The 15252-nt window shown below is 40.9% G+C and carries 13 protein-coding genes and 2 tRNA genes; all 15 read right to left on the reverse strand.

All coding sequences use genetic code 11. The features are described 5' to 3' along the window. Positions 1-18: 18 nt before the first annotated feature. The 15 genes from spoIIE to AT864_RS17255 all read right to left on the reverse strand — a co-directional run bounded on the left by spoIIE (position 19) and on the right by AT864_RS17255 (position 15187). On the reverse strand, positions 19-2496 hold the full coding sequence (gene spoIIE / locus AT864_RS17185; protein WP_044743278.1) for a stage II sporulation protein E: 2478 nt from the start codon (positions 2494-2496) through the stop codon (positions 19-21). Positions 2497-2692: 196 nt separating this feature from the next. Next, positions 2693-2764, reverse strand: a tRNA-Glu gene (locus AT864_RS17190). A gap of 12 nt (positions 2765-2776) precedes the next feature. Further along, a tRNA-Met gene (locus tag AT864_RS17195) sits at positions 2777-2850 on the reverse strand. 307 nt (positions 2851-3157) lie between these two features. Beyond that, positions 3158-3556: a S1 domain-containing RNA-binding protein gene (locus AT864_RS17200; protein WP_066151188.1), complete on the reverse strand. Its 399-nt coding sequence runs from the start codon at positions 3554-3556 to the stop codon at positions 3158-3160. Positions 3557-3671: 115 nt separating this feature from the next. Continuing rightward, positions 3672-4043, reverse strand: a complete 372-nt coding sequence (locus AT864_RS17205; protein WP_066151191.1) for a septum formation initiator family protein — start codon at positions 4041-4043, stop codon at positions 3672-3674. 17 nt (positions 4044-4060) lie between these two features. Continuing rightward, positions 4061-4672: a spore cortex biosynthesis protein YabQ gene (gene yabQ, locus AT864_RS17210; protein WP_066151195.1), complete on the reverse strand. Its 612-nt coding sequence runs from the start codon at positions 4670-4672 to the stop codon at positions 4061-4063. After that, positions 4669-4971 carry a sporulation protein YabP gene (gene yabP / locus AT864_RS17215; protein ID WP_044742018.1) on the reverse strand — a complete coding sequence of 101 codons (303 nt, stop codon included), beginning with the start codon at positions 4969-4971 and terminating at the stop codon, positions 4669-4671. Before yabP ends, yabQ begins: the two co-directional genes overlap by 4 nt. A 73-nt stretch (positions 4972-5044) precedes the next feature. Further along, complete coding sequence (locus AT864_RS17220; RefSeq protein WP_066151198.1) at positions 5045-5323, reverse strand: RNA-binding S4 domain-containing protein; 279 nt, start codon at positions 5321-5323, stop codon at positions 5045-5047. A 14-nt stretch (positions 5324-5337) separates the two neighbouring features. Beyond that, the gene (gene mazG, locus AT864_RS17225) at positions 5338-6801 is read right to left on the reverse strand and encodes a nucleoside triphosphate pyrophosphohydrolase (RefSeq protein WP_066151203.1); all 1464 of its coding nucleotides are present in this window, start codon (positions 6799-6801) and stop codon (positions 5338-5340) included. Then, the gene (locus AT864_RS17230) at positions 6798-8399 is read right to left on the reverse strand and encodes a polysaccharide biosynthesis protein (protein WP_066151206.1); all 1602 of its coding nucleotides are present in this window, start codon (positions 8397-8399) and stop codon (positions 6798-6800) included. Before AT864_RS17230 ends, mazG begins: the two co-directional genes overlap by 4 nt. A gap of 370 nt (positions 8400-8769) precedes the next feature. Then, a complete protein-coding gene (gene spoVT, locus AT864_RS17235) occupies positions 8770-9306 on the reverse strand; it encodes a stage V sporulation protein T (RefSeq protein ID WP_044742022.1) in 537 nt (178 codons plus the stop codon). A 495-nt stretch (positions 9307-9801) separates the two neighbouring features. Then, a complete protein-coding gene (gene mfd, locus AT864_RS17240; protein ID WP_066151209.1) occupies positions 9802-13335 on the reverse strand; it encodes a transcription-repair coupling factor in 3534 nt (1177 codons plus the stop codon). A 61-nt stretch (positions 13336-13396) separates the two neighbouring features. Then, entirely contained in the window at positions 13397-13627 is a 231-nt protein-coding gene (locus AT864_RS17245; RefSeq protein WP_044742024.1) for an anti-sigma-F factor Fin family protein, read from the reverse strand. Between the two features lie 62 nt (positions 13628-13689). Further along, positions 13690-14250, reverse strand: coding sequence for an aminoacyl-tRNA hydrolase (gene pth, locus AT864_RS17250; RefSeq protein ID WP_066151212.1), 561 nt, complete (start codon positions 14248-14250; stop codon positions 13690-13692). A gap of 307 nt (positions 14251-14557) precedes the next feature. Next, a complete protein-coding gene (locus AT864_RS17255; RefSeq protein WP_066151215.1) occupies positions 14558-15187 on the reverse strand; it encodes a 50S ribosomal protein L25/general stress protein Ctc in 630 nt (209 codons plus the stop codon). Between the last annotated feature and the right edge of the window lie 65 nt (positions 15188-15252).

Consider the following 15252-nt stretch of genomic DNA (forward strand, 5'->3'; position numbering starts at 1 on the left):
AATGAAAGAATTTTATACTTATTGAGCTTTTTTCGCATACATATAAGCCGGAATCGTTGCCCATTTTGGCGTATTATGCTTAATCTTAGCTACGATTACGGTCATATCATCCTCGATTTTTCCAGAACGAGTTCGAATCACCTCTTCCATGATTAAATCCGCTACTTCTTGTGGATCATTGGTTTGCAATTCGGTAATTTTTCGTTTCATCCATAGCTCATGATTCTCGACATGGGAAGGCCCTTCAAATACTCCATCGCTCATCATAATTAATAGATCGCCCGCTTTTAATTGCTCGCTAACCATTTCAAATTCGAATTCTTTAATAATTCCTATTGGTAAATTGCTTGATTCAATTTTTATCACTTTATTTCCTCTTTTAACAAAACTAGGAATAGAGCCGATTTTCAAAAATTTCGTGGCCGCATTTTGCAGATCAATAATCGCTAAATCAAGTGTTGAAAAAATTTCATCCGTCGTTCTCAGTGAAAGAATCGAATTAATCGACTTAATGGCTACTGTTTCATCAATACCTGTTTGTAAAATTTTTTGCAATAACCGAAGCGTTTCATTGCTTTCATTATGCGCTCTTTCTCCATTCCCCATCCCATCGCTGATTGCAATCGCATATTTTCCTGCGCCAAGCTCAATCATGGAATAACTATCACCAGAAACAAATCCCCCTCCTTTTGCTGCAAACGCTACCCCTGTTTCGACAACAAAAGCTTTCGTTGATCCGAATGCAACACGGCAATATCCATTTGGATAGGCGGCACACTCCTCTCTTTTGACAACAATGGTTTCATCTAAAATATCAGAAAGCATCGGCGCGATTAATTTTTCACATTCCCCTCGCCCCTCGCAATATGGAATGCTCATCTCAATATCAATATTTCCTTTTTCCAAACTATAAATATCAACATGCCCCACCTCGATGCCAAACTCCTGCAACGCGTGGAAAATTTGTTCCTCCTGTAAATAATGATTTTCGCGCTCCCGTTGAATCTCTTTAGCGAAATCTTCCATAACTTGCGAAACTCCCATAAGTTGTTCAGCCACAAGCTTGCGGCTCTCTTGAATTTGCTTTCGCAGTTTTTGATTAGCTTGATAAATCGCAACATCCTTTTCCATCACTTCAACCATTTTTTTGGCCTTCATGCAGTAGCGATCCCATTCACGCAAAAGTTTATGGTTTTGCATGAGATTTCCTGTCTCAGCCTCTGTCATAATCTGTTTCATATAATCATATGTTGTATCAAACTGTTGAGACCAGCATTGTTCTTTCCTAAAGCATGTTTGGCATGTTTTCTCAGCAATATTGCTAAGGAAATAGTCAACCTCTTTTTCGCTATATTCATGATCTGAAAGAAGCCGATCGCTAGAAAAGCTGTTAGCCAATGCCTGAAACACACGGGAAAATTGCGAAACTCTCTGAGCAGTCACATCGCGCACTTTCCGTACATATTGCTGTTGTTCATTCATATACTCGACAGTGCCAGGTACATACTTGGCTACCTTTTCTATTAACGAGCTAGGAGTAAGCAGAAACAACAATGTCGCAACGCAAGATTCCAATATGGTTGGAACGACATCCATTTTTCCGTTTCCATACAATCCGATCAATAAAGTAGCAACAAGCATTCCAAAAGCCGCACCAATTTTCTTGCCTTCTTTCAATAAGCCGCCTAAAAGCCCAGCAAATGCAAGCAATCCCATTTCATATAAATTGTCCACATTCGCTAAGCTTAAAATCAGTCCTGTTACTACTCCTACTGTCGAACCAACTGTTGTACCTGCCACAAAAGCAAATAGTAATACGAGATAACGGGATAAAATATACTCAGCAGATAAATCAGATAGCTGCCAGCCAATCGTACCTGTTAGCATCGAAGCAAGTAAAATAACGAGAGAAATAATTTCCTCAGACCTTAATGATTGCTTATATTTTTGCATTGTTAACAGAGGAATGCTTTGCAGAAAAATCAGAGTAAGGACAAACCCAAGACCAGCTTCAATCAAAGCCATGATATTTTCGTACATTGTCGGTGTACCCGATAAAAGGTAAATAACCGCCAATTTTGTAGAAAAAGAGAGACAAAATACAACAACAGGGAGCGTTTTCAGTGATTCATCAAAAAATTTCTTAATGAATGGATAGAGCAGCAAAAAGCTAACCATCCCTCCCAAAACAAACAGCGCCGTTTCAAACGATACCGTTAGTGATCCTGCTACTAAAGCAATAAATGCTAACCCTGCTTTTTCACGGCGCATCATATAAACAGACACAAAAAATGGCAAAGCAAATGGAATCAGCTTTGATAAAATGAGCGCGCGCCCAAGCAAAAAACCAATGACTAATAATAGAAATCCTTTATGAATAAACAAATGCCCTAACCTTAATTTCAAATGCTTCGTCCAACGTGAGAAAATAGCTGGTGTGTTGTTAAGCGGCACCTCTGAAATTTGGTTGATTAAACGACTTTCAATTCTTTCCACTTCCGAACCACTCCTTTGTTTTTTCTATTAGCCCTATTATATCTCCTGAATTATCAAAAATTTGTCAAAAAAGGAACGCTGTATAAAAAACTGTTCGACGAATTTCATGCTCACTTGCCATAATGATACAGGCTCTGCCTTGTTTGAAAAAAATAAAAAAGGATGCTTCCTATTGCTAGGAAGCATCCTCCTGTAGTGACCCGTACGGGATTCGAACCCGTGTTACCGCCGTGAAAGGGCGGTGTCTTAACCACTTGACCAACGGGCCTTATTTTTATGATAGCGGCGGAGGGAATCGAACCCCCGACCTCACGGGTATGAACCGTACGCTCTAGCCAGCTGAGCTACGCCGCCATATAACGACAATTACAATTTTAATTTTCTATTTTTCTTTTGTCAACATTTTTTTATCTATTTTTGAATGTAAAAAGGAATATGGCCACCGTTCTGCCTTGCCTGTACTTACATAACAAGCATCGCTGTCTATCGCATGACGATCCCTGTATTCTTTGACAAAACGAGCGACATTTACACACGTCAGCCACTTGAGTTTGTATGACCATCATCAGATGCGACATAGAAAAAGCATCCATCAGCTGGATGCTTCTATACGTTCACCATTTACTTATCTGCCCGATTATTATGGTAATTCAGCAGCAAGTCAACCGCGTCTCGCGCCACGACCTCCTCGTTTTGATTCAGTATGACGTTTTAGAGAGGCTAAACGATCTTCGCTTTCTTTTAAAAAGCGGCTGATTTTTTGTTCGAAACTCTCTTTTGTGGCACGATCATTCACTTTCGTACGCGGGCGCTGTGAAGACTGCGATTCTTTTGCCTTTTTAATCGACAAGCCGATTTTTCCGTCTTTTTCAACATTAATGACTCTGACATCTACCACATCGCCGACTTTAAGATGGTCATTAATATCTTTTACATAATTATCGGCTACTTCGCTAATATGCACCAAGCCTGTTACGCCGTCTGGCAGCTCCACAAACGCTCCGAATTTTGTAATTCCCGTTACTTTGCCTTGTAACTTGCTGCCTACTTCAATTGACATAAAAAAAGTGCTCCTCCTTAATCATTAAAAAAGTAAAAATTATTTTCTTTATTATAACGAATGCGAAAAACAGGTGTCAATAAGCTCAATGCCCATGTCTTGAGGGATTCGCTGATTATTTTTTCGGAACAGCAAATATGATTTCCCCTTCTTTTGATAAATAATACTTTTTTCTGGCCAGTTCCGCAATATAGTCATCGTCATGCAGCTTTTTAATTTCGGCCTCCAATTGCTTTTGCTGCTTCTCCAACGCTTTTAATTGTTTCTCGAGCTTCTGCTGCTCTTTTACCTTCGCCTCAATATCGGCGGACTGAGAGTGGAGAGAATATAAAAATACAGTGGACAGCGCCATGAGCACCGCACATAAAAAAGCAAAACGAATAACAACCATACGCCGTCTTTTTGCCGTTTTCCTTTCTTTTTCTTCGTGTGCTAGAGCATATGAAGAATGAAGCTTTGTCACATTGTTTTTATGTAAAGCACTCACATTTTATACCTCCACTCCTATTTTCGGAATTTAGAGCTCCTTTTTATGATGATATTCTTGACTCTTTGCACAACTCCTGCCGCCCAATCAAAAAATTTAGCTATTGTCTCTCTTTGTTTAAGCGGAACCATCATCCAAAGCCATTTTATCAGCCAAAAAACAGGCATTAGCAAAAAAATAACACAACGATAGAGCAGTTTACATGTCGAAAGAATCAATTTCCATATCACAAGCAAAAGCAGCAGTAATAGATGCAGAAGCCCTTGTATAGGGCGAACCACTATATAATAGCATGTCCTGACAAAAAAGCGGAACAATGCTGTAAAAAAGCGAATGAACATTTCTAATAGCCGCAAATATAGGCTGCGCAACAAGCTTTGATAAGCGGCATAACCACATAAAATAGCTAAAAAAATATAAACTCGCAGTTCCCCTTCATTGACAAGCAGCAATACATAAAAAATAATGAGACCTTGGAGGAGCCAGAATAAAACATCATTAATAAAAACGATGAAACGAGCCCGCTTCCGGCGTTGTAAAAAGCGGCTATATGTGTCGATCGACAGGCCGAGCCAGCCGCCCATTCCAATCATAGCAAGCATCGTTTCGAGTTGAGTGGTTACACTCATTTGAACAACTTGCTAAAGAATCCTTTAGCTTTCTCCTGATGATGTTCATCTAAATAAATCAAATCGAAAATTTTCCCCTTGATGGAAACAATTCCTTTATCAACATCTAAGTTTTTCATTTGCAAGTTTTGTCCCCGAATAGACAAAAATCCCATCACTGTTTCCAACAAAAACTCTTCGCTGTCAAAGCTTTCTACCTGCTTGACACCCGTAATATCTAAAAGCCGGCGCCCCCGCATCACCACATCATGCTCTTGCACAGCTCCTTTATTGTTCATTCCTTCGTAATGTTGGCTCATATTCATCCCCCGCAATCATCTCACATTTGTACCATATGTATGAATGCGAGGGACATTTTAGAACAAGCTATCATCATTCATTTTGTGGGAGTTCCTCTTCGATACGCTCTTCCTTTATAATTTCATAAAGCTGCGACGCTTCTTCTTTTTTTGTCGTTTCTTTTAAATCAGTAATTTTAACAGTCAATTTTTTCTGTCCAAATTGAATCGTCACTTCATCCCCTATTTTCACTGTTGAGCTAGCCTTTGCAATGGTATCGTTGATCGCGATACGCCCTTGCTCTGCCACTTCTTTCGCTAATGTCCGCCTTTTAATAAGGCGTGATACCTTCAAAAACTTATCAAGCCGCATTAGCCTTCCTCCTTTTATAGACCTTTCTCCTTTGCTTCCTCCCACCATTGATCAAGCTCTTGTAGAGATAGTGCCTCCATGCGCAAGCCGCGCGTCTTCACCTGCTCTTCAATATAAGAAAAACGACGGTAAAATTTCATATTTGTTGCCTGTAACGCCTCTTCCGGATTGATCTTATAATAACGAGCGATGTTGACAAGAGCAAACAATAGATCTCCGAACTCATTCATTTGCTTTTTCACATCTTGGTGTCCTTGCAAAAGCTCCTGTTTAAATTCTTGCATTTCTTCTTCTACTTTCTCCCACATCGGTTTTACGTCATCCCAATCAAAGCCGACTTTTGCTGCTTTTGCTTGAAATTCATAAGCCTTTAGAAGGCTTGATAAACTTTTCGGCACTTGGTCAAGCAACGATACAGAACGGTCTTGTTTTTCTTTTTCCTTAATCAGCTGCCAATTTTGCAAAACTTCCTCTGCATTTTGTACCTCTATGTCTCCAAATACATGGGGATGGCGGCGAATCATTTTCTCCGTAATTCCTTTGATGACATCAAATATGGAAAAAAGACCCTCATCCTCACCAATTTGCGCATGCAGCATCACTTGCAATAAAACATCTCCCAATTCTTCAATGATGCCGTCATCGTCCTGCATATCAATAGCATCAAACAGTTCATATGCTTCTTCTAGCAAATATTTTTTTAATGATTCGTGCGTCTGCTTACGATCCCATGGACAGCCATTTGGTCCGCGGAGTGTAGCAATGACATGACGCAATTTCTCAAAACGATGATACAGCCACTTTTCTTCCTTCACAGGCGGAACGTAGACGCTCGTTAAATTGTTCAGCTCCGTAACACGATCCAGCTCATACAAAGGAACTTGAATCACTTTTTCTGCTACCGTCCCTGCCGCTGTCACCACATAAACAGGATAATCATCTGGCAGTTGTTCCATTAATGTGAGTTTCACTTCAGAAGCAATGAATGAATCATATACTTGACAAAAAACAACGTGATTCGTTAACTGCCACTCCTCTTGCTGAAACGATGTTGCATCCAGAAGCTGAAAGCCTTCAATTGGATCGATTTTCACAGCGGCAAACAGCGGATCCAAAAAGCTTTGGCCCCCTGAAACCACCACCCGGCATTGCTGCTTTTGTTCAACCTCTAATAAAAGCTGTACCGTTTTTTCTGCTACGAGAGGGTGGCCAGGTACCGCATAATATACATCGCTCGTTTGCGCTTTGTCCAACAGTACACGAACAATCGCTTCATATACTTCTTCAAACGTTTCATATGTTTGATATAACTCATCAAAAGAGGTGGCCGAGACCCCTTCATCAATAAGTGCTTGTACAACCGGATGCTCTTTTGTGCGCAAAAAAAGTGGAGAAGCCGTTTTTAATTGACGGTAAATGCCAAGCGGCAATTGATCTATATCTCCCGCACCCAAGCCAAAAATAAAAATCGTATTCACTTTTCATCACCTATTTTGCCAAGAAATATGCGTAATTTTTCTCCAAAAGGAAATAAAGCAATCTCTTTTGGAGAGAAAAGCTTTCCTCTTAAAATCATTATAATATAAACGCTTCCTCCAAGCAGCACGCCAAGCAATGCTTGACCTGTCGCTCCCAGCCGGCTTCCTCCCCACAGCTGCGTTCCCCACATATATAGTTTTAATGATACCACCATTATAAGCGCCGCTTTCATTACAGCATATACATCTTTCTTCCTAATAAACCAAACACCTATCTTCTTTCGTAATACTTGATACAGAAACAAAAACATCACGATGTATGAAAGCCAGGTAGCCCATGACGCTCCAGCAATTCCAAACATAGGGACAAACCAAAGATTGCCCAACCACTTACTAATAAACGCAATGAGTACGCCAATGACGGCAAATTGCTCATATCCAATCCCTTGTAAAAGGGCGGAAGCTGTAAGAGACATCGTGGTAAAAAAAATAGATAGCGATAAAATAGCTAATGGCCAAGAGCCGGCATCATTTTTGAACAGCATGATGTTGACCGGACGGATTAACGCAGCCAAGCCAAAAGCCGCACCGATACCGACAACAAGGGCAACCCGCAAGGTGACGTCTATTTTTTCTAAAATAAATGTCTCGTCCCCGCGTTTTTTCGCTCCTGCAATGAGCGGCACAAGCGTTAATGAGAACGACGTCGCAACAACGGTTCCTAGCTGCACAAGCGGCTGACCGCGATCATATACTCCTTTAAATGCTTTCGCAGCCTGCTCCTCTATTCCTTTTTCCATTAACAATGATAATAACGACATCGCATCAGCAAGTTGAGTAAGCGTTAGTGCCATATTGGCTATACAGATCGTCAATCCTTGTACAAATAAATACCGAATAACACTTTGAGCAGACAGCCTCGAAGCTTCGTAGAAATACAGTGAACGTGCGCTACGCAGCCAATACGCACTTAAAAGCAAAAGCGCTGCAAACCCTCCCGTCAACGATCCAAAAATAGCACCTGTTCCAGCTTCATACATGGTATGTCCCGTTTTCACTAAAAGATATGAACAGATGATAATCGTGGCTACTCGCACGGATTGCTCTGCTACTTGTGACAGAGCCGTTGGCATCATCTCATTTTTTCCTTGGAAATAACCGCGTAATACGGAAAGAAAGGGCAGGAGTAAAAATGAGAAAGAAATGGTACGAATCAGCGGTGTCAGCTTTTCATCTCCCATCCATCGCGCAATCCCCCCTCCCCCTACGTACAACACACCGAAGCAAAGCAGGCCCATAACAGCTAAAAACCAGAATGAGACTTGCAAAACATAGCGAATTCCCGCTTCATTTTTTTCCTCTGCTTGCTCCGCTACAAGTTTAGAGATGACAACGGGATAGCCGTATGTAGCTAAAGCTATAACCATTGCATAAATCGGATAAACCTGCTGATAAATGTAGAAACCGATATCGCCTACAATATTTTGATAAGGGATACGGTAAAAAGCGCTCAATATTTTCGTTACAACGGCTGCAATAGCCAAAACAGTAGCTCCGCGCCATATGCTTGCATTTCGCGATTCACCATTTATAGCCATTTCGCTTCACCTTCCAACACTCTAAAAGCTAGCCCTTGCCATTATAACGCAAAAAGAAAAAGACAGCATAGCAGCTGCCTTTCTGAAGGAATAGAATGCTGTTTATTCAAAACAGCCCGCTCGCCTCAAAGCTCGTTGCATAAAGTACAAACATTCCTTAAGGGGATAACATTTTATTAGGCGTCCATTCTGTTTTAAAATCTCAGGCGCTCTTTTTAGCATACCCCGTAAACGATTACCCAATAGCAAGCAGGCCGATATTGATAGCCGTTATAACATTTGCCTGCTTTAGACATGCGAGCGGAGGCCATTCACGTGTTACCGCTCAAAATATAGCGATATCGTTTGTTAAGTAATCCACTTTATTTCATTATTGCTCCATTTGCCGCGCTAAAAAGCTTGCAGCAGTTTCCGCTGATTTGTGCTCTACTTCGCCAATCGTTTTGTCTTTTGATAAAATGACAACAGCTCCAATTGGATCCCCGTTCGCCACAATCGGTCCGATTGTATATGATTTCAATCGTTCCTCATGGCCATCGACAAGCTCCACTTCACTCTCTTCTGTATGGATCACAGACTGGCGCTCCTCCATTGCTTTCTCAATAAGAGAGCTTACACCTTTATTGAGAAATTCTTTTTTCGACACACCAGCTACGGCGATAAAGGTATCTCGGTCACAAATTAAAACCGGATGACCTAAGCTGTCAAACAATGCCTCTGCATATTCTTTCGCAAAATCACCAAGCTCGCTAATAGGCGAATATTTTTTTAATATAACCTCACCATCACGATCAACAAATATTTCGAGCGGATCTCCTTCTCGAATACGCAACGTTCTGCGAATTTCTTTTGGAATGACAACGCGTCCTAAATCATCAATTCGACGAACAATACCAGTTGCTTTCATCTATTGCTGCCTCACTTTCATCTAAATTTAAAAATTACATCGATGAATCCTTCGTTGAAGAATTCACCATTGTTGTGATTAGTATCCTTCACAACCCAACTTCTATACACGATGAAAGTGATTTTTTCAATTTTAGATAAAATTCCCCAACCTCCATGATCGACAACATTCCTAAAAAATAAACATGAGATCCCCATGATGCTAGGTAAGCATTATGCTCAACTACTATTATAGATACATCTTGATACATCAACATTTGTCCCATGCGAACAAGGGATGATCCGATTGGAATGATCGGACAACCCAATAAAACCGCTTCCAGATAAATTCATTTATCTGGAAGCGGCTTGTTGGTTGGTTTTGGCGTCCCCGAGGCAGGTCGGTGACTTTTCTTCCGGCTTCGGATTTTTGTAGATAACGTTCGTTGATATTTATACAGCACAAGGACAACAAATAAACCAATTGTATCTGACACCACGGGTAAACATGGGATGCTTAAGCTGTCACCGATTTTCCGTCTTTCTCATATACTAACTCTTTTAAGGTTTCATATAAGATGACAAGCCATTCCTGAGGCTTTAGCCCCTTTACATACAGCACAATTTTTAGCTTTGGACCTTCCATGCCAAATCCAAATATTCGTCCATATCTGTTTCCTATTTTCGATAAACGTTGGATTTGTACATCCTTAGAAGCCTGATCATTAAATAGTAAATCAATTTGTTGCTTATGCTGTTTAATGGACTCGACTCCATTTTGTTTTGCATATACCTTCATTTCAGCAATTTGGAATAAATAATCTACCTCATCTGGATATTCTCCAAAACGATCCAACATTTCTTCGCGAAGCTCCTCCAACTCTTCTAGGGTGCTGATCGCTTTAAAGCGTTTATACATATCAATTTTTTGCAAGCCATCAGAAATATACGTATCAGGAATATAAGCATCAATTTCGATATCGATTTCCACATCAGCTGGCTTTTCTTCTTGCTCCACTCCTCTTCGTTTTTCAATCGCTTCTTTCAGCATTTGTGAATACAAGTCAAAACCAACCGAGTCAATAAATCCATGCTGCTCAGCTCCCAGTATATTTCCGGCTCCACGAATGGATAAATCACGCATGGCAATTTTAAATCCCGATCCGAGCTCTGTAAATTCTTTAATTGCCTGCAGCCGTTTCTCAGCAACCTCATTTAATACTTTATCCTTTCGATACGTAAAATAGGCATACGCTACCCGATTTGAACGGCCAACGCGCCCTCTTAACTGATAAAGCTGGGATAGCCCCATTTTATCTGCCTCATATACAATCAATGTATTAACGCTTGGTATATCAACGCCTGTTTCAATAATTGTCGTCGTCACTAGCACATCGTATTGTCCCTCTAAAAATGCAAGAAGCACAGATTCCAGTTCGTTCTCGCTCATTCTCCCGTGCGCATATGTGACACGAGCGTCGGGTACAAGCATCGAGATCTCTTCCGCTCTTATATCAATATCTTCAATGCGGTTGTACAAGACAAATACTTGCCCATCTCTGGCAAGCTCTCGCTCAATGGCCTCGCGAATTAGCTCTGGCGTATGTTCCATCACATACGTCTGTACAGGAAAACGATTTTCCGGCGGAGTCTCAATAATGGATAAATCACGCACGCCAATCATGGACATATGCAATGTTCTAGGAATCGGCGTTGCAGTCAATGTTAGCACATCAATATTCGCTTTTAGCTGTTTAATTTTCTCTTTATGGCTTACACCAAACCGCTGCTCTTCATCAATAATGAGCAGCCCTAAGTCTTTAAAGGCTACATCCCTCGATAATAATCGATGGGTGCCAATCACAATGTCAACTGTGCCATTTTTCAATCCTTGGATCGTCTCTGATTGCTGCTTCCTTGTCCGAAAACGATTAAGCAGGCCAATTTCAATCGGATATCCTTGAAACCGCTCTCGAATCGTTTCATAATGCTGCTGGGCCAAAATAGTGGTTGGAACTAAAAAAGCTACTTGCTTTCCATCCATAATCGCTTTAAAGGCTGCGCGAAGGGCCACTTCTGTTTTTCCGTAGCCGACATCGCCGCATAATAAACGATCCATCGGCTTTTCGCTTTCCATATCCCGTTTAATTTCCTCAATAGAACGCAGCTGATCATCTGTTTCTTGATAAGGAAAGGCTGCTTCAAATTCGCGCTGCATTTCCGTATCTGGAGAAAACGCATATCCCTTGCTTGCTTCCCGCTCTGCATAAAGTTTAATTAAGTCTTCCGCAATATCTTGAACAGACGACTCAACCTTTTTCTTTACCTTTTTCCATTCCGAACCGCCCAATTTATAAATTTTCGGTTCTTTTCCCTCTGAGCCTACATATTTTTGCACCTGATCGATTTGATCGACAGGAACATAGAGCGTATCGCTACCTTGATATTGAATATGAATATAGTCTTTATGAATCCCATTGATTTCTAACGTCTCGATGCCTAAGTATTTACCAATCCCATGATTGACATGGACTACATAATCTCCTACTTGCAGCTCTGAATAGCTTTTAATTCGCTCTGCATTTGATAATTTCTGTCGGCGAGCTGGTTTTTTTACCCGCTTTTTAAATAGTTCTTCTTCAGTAATGACCGCCAGTTTTTGCATCGGCAACTCAAAACCAGTGCCCAAGTCTCCTTGAATAATCTGGATCTTGCCATGCATCGGCAACGCTCCTCCAGGCAAAGGAGAAGCATCCATCTCATAATCTTCCAAAACAGATTGTAATTTTCGCATTCGTTCTGCATTCGCAGCTAAAAAAACGATGGCGTATTTCGCCTTTTTCCATCTTTCTAGCTCCGCCTTTAGCAACGGCATTTGTCCATGAAAATTTTGCATTTGCTTGCAGGAAATATTGACGATATTTTGCGGATGGGTGTGCGGAACATGCCGTAAAAAGAGCGATAAATATAAAATCGGCCTTTTGTTTTTCTGCAATAGATCAGAAAATGAGTGAGAAACAAAAGCAGTATGAATCGTTTTACCCTCTGCAAGTAAACTTGTCTGCCACTCTGCTTCCTCTTCATCTAAATTTTCTGACGTTTCTTGCAGCCGGCTCACCTCATCAAGCAACAACAAACCGTTTTCTGGCAGATAATCTAGCAAACTAGCAGGTTGCTCATAAAAAAGTGCCGAATATTTATATGGCTGCTCAATTTCTTGCCCTTGCTTCAAGCGCTCGAGCTCATATGAAATATGCTGCAATAGCAGCTGCTTCGTTTTTTCATCTTTGACCTTTTGAATACTTTCTTTTAATCCCATCTCAATGCGCTTGATTCCTTGCTGCAGTGCATCCCCATATACAAGTGTCTCATTTACAGGTCCGATTAAAACTTGCTGCACTTCCTCATGAGAGCGTTGATCGTCAACCGTAAATGTTCGAATCGATTCTACCTCTGTATCAAATAATTCCATTCGGTATGGCAATTCAGCTGTTAACGGATAAATATCAATAATACCACCGCGGATGCTAAATTCTCCCGGGGTTGATACAACGGATACACGCTTATATCCCATTTGAACAAAACGATGTTTATAAGCTTCAATATCGAATTCTTGCTCCACAGTAATTTTCAGTAAATTTTCTTTCCATAACGACTTTGGCGGCAATAAACGCCGCACCCCAGCAACAGGAGCAATCACAATTCCTCTTTTTTGCTCTGACCAATAATTCATGACCTCTAAACGCTGAGCCTTTAGTTCCGGGCTAGCAATGGCCATTTCTGCGGCAATCATTTCATTAACTGGATACAGAAACACTTCCTCTGATCCTAAAATTTGAACAAGATCATCATATATTTTTTGCGCTTGAAATAGGTTATGAGCAACAATAAGAAGCGGTCTTGCTGTTTCTTTATAAAGAGCAGATAAAAATACGGATCGAGCAGAGCCAGATAATCCTGTTATAAGCTGCTCTTTTAACCCCGCCTCAATTCCTTTCATGATCGATTGAATATCTTGGTTTTCGATAAAATAATGATGCAACGAACGCACCTTGCTCTCCCTCCTCTCGCAAAGCAATAAATGCAAAAATGCTTTGGTCACCCAAAGCGATCTACTGAATAAATTTTTCGCATTGATGCAGTTCCGGATTTCTCTCAAGCGCCTCATAGCAATCTTCACAAATCGTTTTTACATGAATTTCCCCGTTTGGAAGATAGGAGATCATATCTAATCGCTCTTCTTCTGTTAAATGGTGAAAGCCCAGTTGTTCACTATATATCGGCACTTGACTGATCGTTCCTATTTTTACTCCACAATGCCGACAATAATAGTGTAATGCCATATGGATAACCTCCTAACGGTCTCTTGCTCACATTCATTTTTTACCATTTAGGAGGATTTTATTCATGCATTAAATTCATTCATCACTTGCAAAAAAGGTTCGGTCATAAATTTTTCGCAAGCGTCAGCCGCACGCATGATAGCATGCTGAATATCCGGTTGTTCCTCGCTTATAAACCGTCCTAATACGTAATCGGTTACTTTTTGACCGTTTTGTGGACGGCCAATACCAATGCGGATCCGTTTAAATTGATCTGTGCCTAAATGATGGATTAACGATTTAATCCCGTTATGACCTCCGGCGCTTCCTTTTACCCGTAAACGAATTTTTCCTACTGGCAGATCTAAATCATCATAGATAACCAATAAATCATCTATATCCATTTTAAAATAATCCATCAACGGGCGAACACACTCACCTGATAAATTCATATATGTTAGCGGCTTACATAATATGACTTTTTCTGTTCCTACCATGTGTGATGAAAACAGCCCATTAAATTTAGTTTGATTGTATGAAAGATTCCATCTTTTCGCAAGCTCATCGATGACCATAAATCCGACATTATGTCTTGTCTGTTCATATTCTCTCCCCGGATTTCCTAGACCGACCAGTAACTTCAATGCCTTTATCTCCTCTCTATATGACACGTTCTTTCGATCTTTTCATTTTCTTGGTGTAATCCCTTGTCACGATATCGTTCTCATGGAATGTGTCAACGCTACCCCAGCATCTGGACACACGAACACAAAGCCCGTGACGGCTGTCATCGGGATGGCGAACGTAAAATTTTCACTTTTTGCTGCGGATATCATAACAGGAAAACCAACAGCCAAAAGTGCAGATCAACATTCGGCCGCAAAACAGACACACAACCCTACGTCAAATATTATCACAAAAGACGTAACCGAAATACGGTTACGTCTGTCATCATGATTCAGGCGTAGTTTCTCTTCCCTCTTCAGCTTCCGGGTGACCTGGTTCCTGTTGTTCGCCGCTATGAATTTCCTCTTCCTGCTTAGGCGGTAAAATCGAGGCAATCACTTCTTCCGACTCATGATTGATTTCGTACATCCCACCTGTTTGCACATCGCCCACTGTAATGGTTTCACCAACCTGTAATGAGGAAATGTCAATATCAATTGAGGAAGGGATGTTGGCTGGCAACGCCCGAATCGACAGCTGATGTAAAGACTGCTGTAATACACCGCCATCTTTCACGCCAGCTGCATTACCAACTAAATGTACATTAACAGCCACATCAACCTCTGTTGACATATCAACGACTTGAAAATCGACGTGAATAATCTCATTGCGAATCGGATCTTTTTGAATATCACGTAACAACGCAGAATGACTTTCACCATTTACCTTTAACGTGATTAAGCCATTTCGTCCTGCTTCGCGAACGGTTTTCAAAAAATCTGCCGCATTCATATAAACGACACGATTTTTCACATTTTTTCCGTAAAGTACTCCAGGAATATTTCCTTGTAATCGGATTTTGCGCAATCCAAAGCCTTGCCCTTCTGTACGCTCTTTCGCTTCGAGCACAGCCATGCGTCATCCTCCTCCTGTTTAAAGACTCTACGAATTACTTTGTCCTAAAACAGGAAGATTTAAAC

Source organism: Anoxybacillus sp. P3H1B, assembly GCF_001560855.1.
Classification (GTDB): Bacteria; Bacillota; Bacilli; order Bacillales; family Anoxybacillaceae; genus Anoxybacteroides; species Anoxybacteroides rupiense.

What these genes read in the sequence shown, in the direction of transcription:
- AT864_RS17230 (WP_066151206.1), bottom strand. Translation starts at nt 8,399, where the DNA reads ATGGCTATAAATGGTGAATCGCGAAATGCAAGCATATGGCGCGGAGCT.
- AT864_RS17220 (WP_066151198.1), bottom strand. Translation starts at nt 5,323, where the DNA reads ATGCGGCTTGATAAGTTTTTGAAGGTATCACGCCTTATTAAAAGGCGG.
- yabQ (WP_066151195.1), bottom strand. Translation starts at nt 4,672, where the DNA reads ATGAGTGTAACCACTCAACTCGAAACGATGCTTGCTATGATTGGAATG.
- spoVT (WP_044742022.1), bottom strand. Translation starts at nt 9,306, where the DNA reads ATGAAAGCAACTGGTATTGTTCGTCGAATTGATGATTTAGGACGCGTT.
- AT864_RS17245 (WP_044742024.1), bottom strand. Translation starts at nt 13,627, where the DNA reads ATGGCATTACACTATTATTGTCGGCATTGTGGAGTAAAAATAGGAACG.
- yabP (WP_044742018.1), bottom strand. Translation starts at nt 4,971, where the DNA reads ATGAGCCAACATTACGAAGGAATGAACAATAAAGGAGCTGTGCAAGAG.
- AT864_RS17200 (WP_066151188.1), bottom strand. Translation starts at nt 3,556, where the DNA reads ATGTCAATTGAAGTAGGCAGCAAGTTACAAGGCAAAGTAACGGGAATT.
- AT864_RS17255 (WP_066151215.1), bottom strand. Translation starts at nt 15,187, where the DNA reads ATGGCTGTGCTCGAAGCGAAAGAGCGTACAGAAGGGCAAGGCTTTGGA.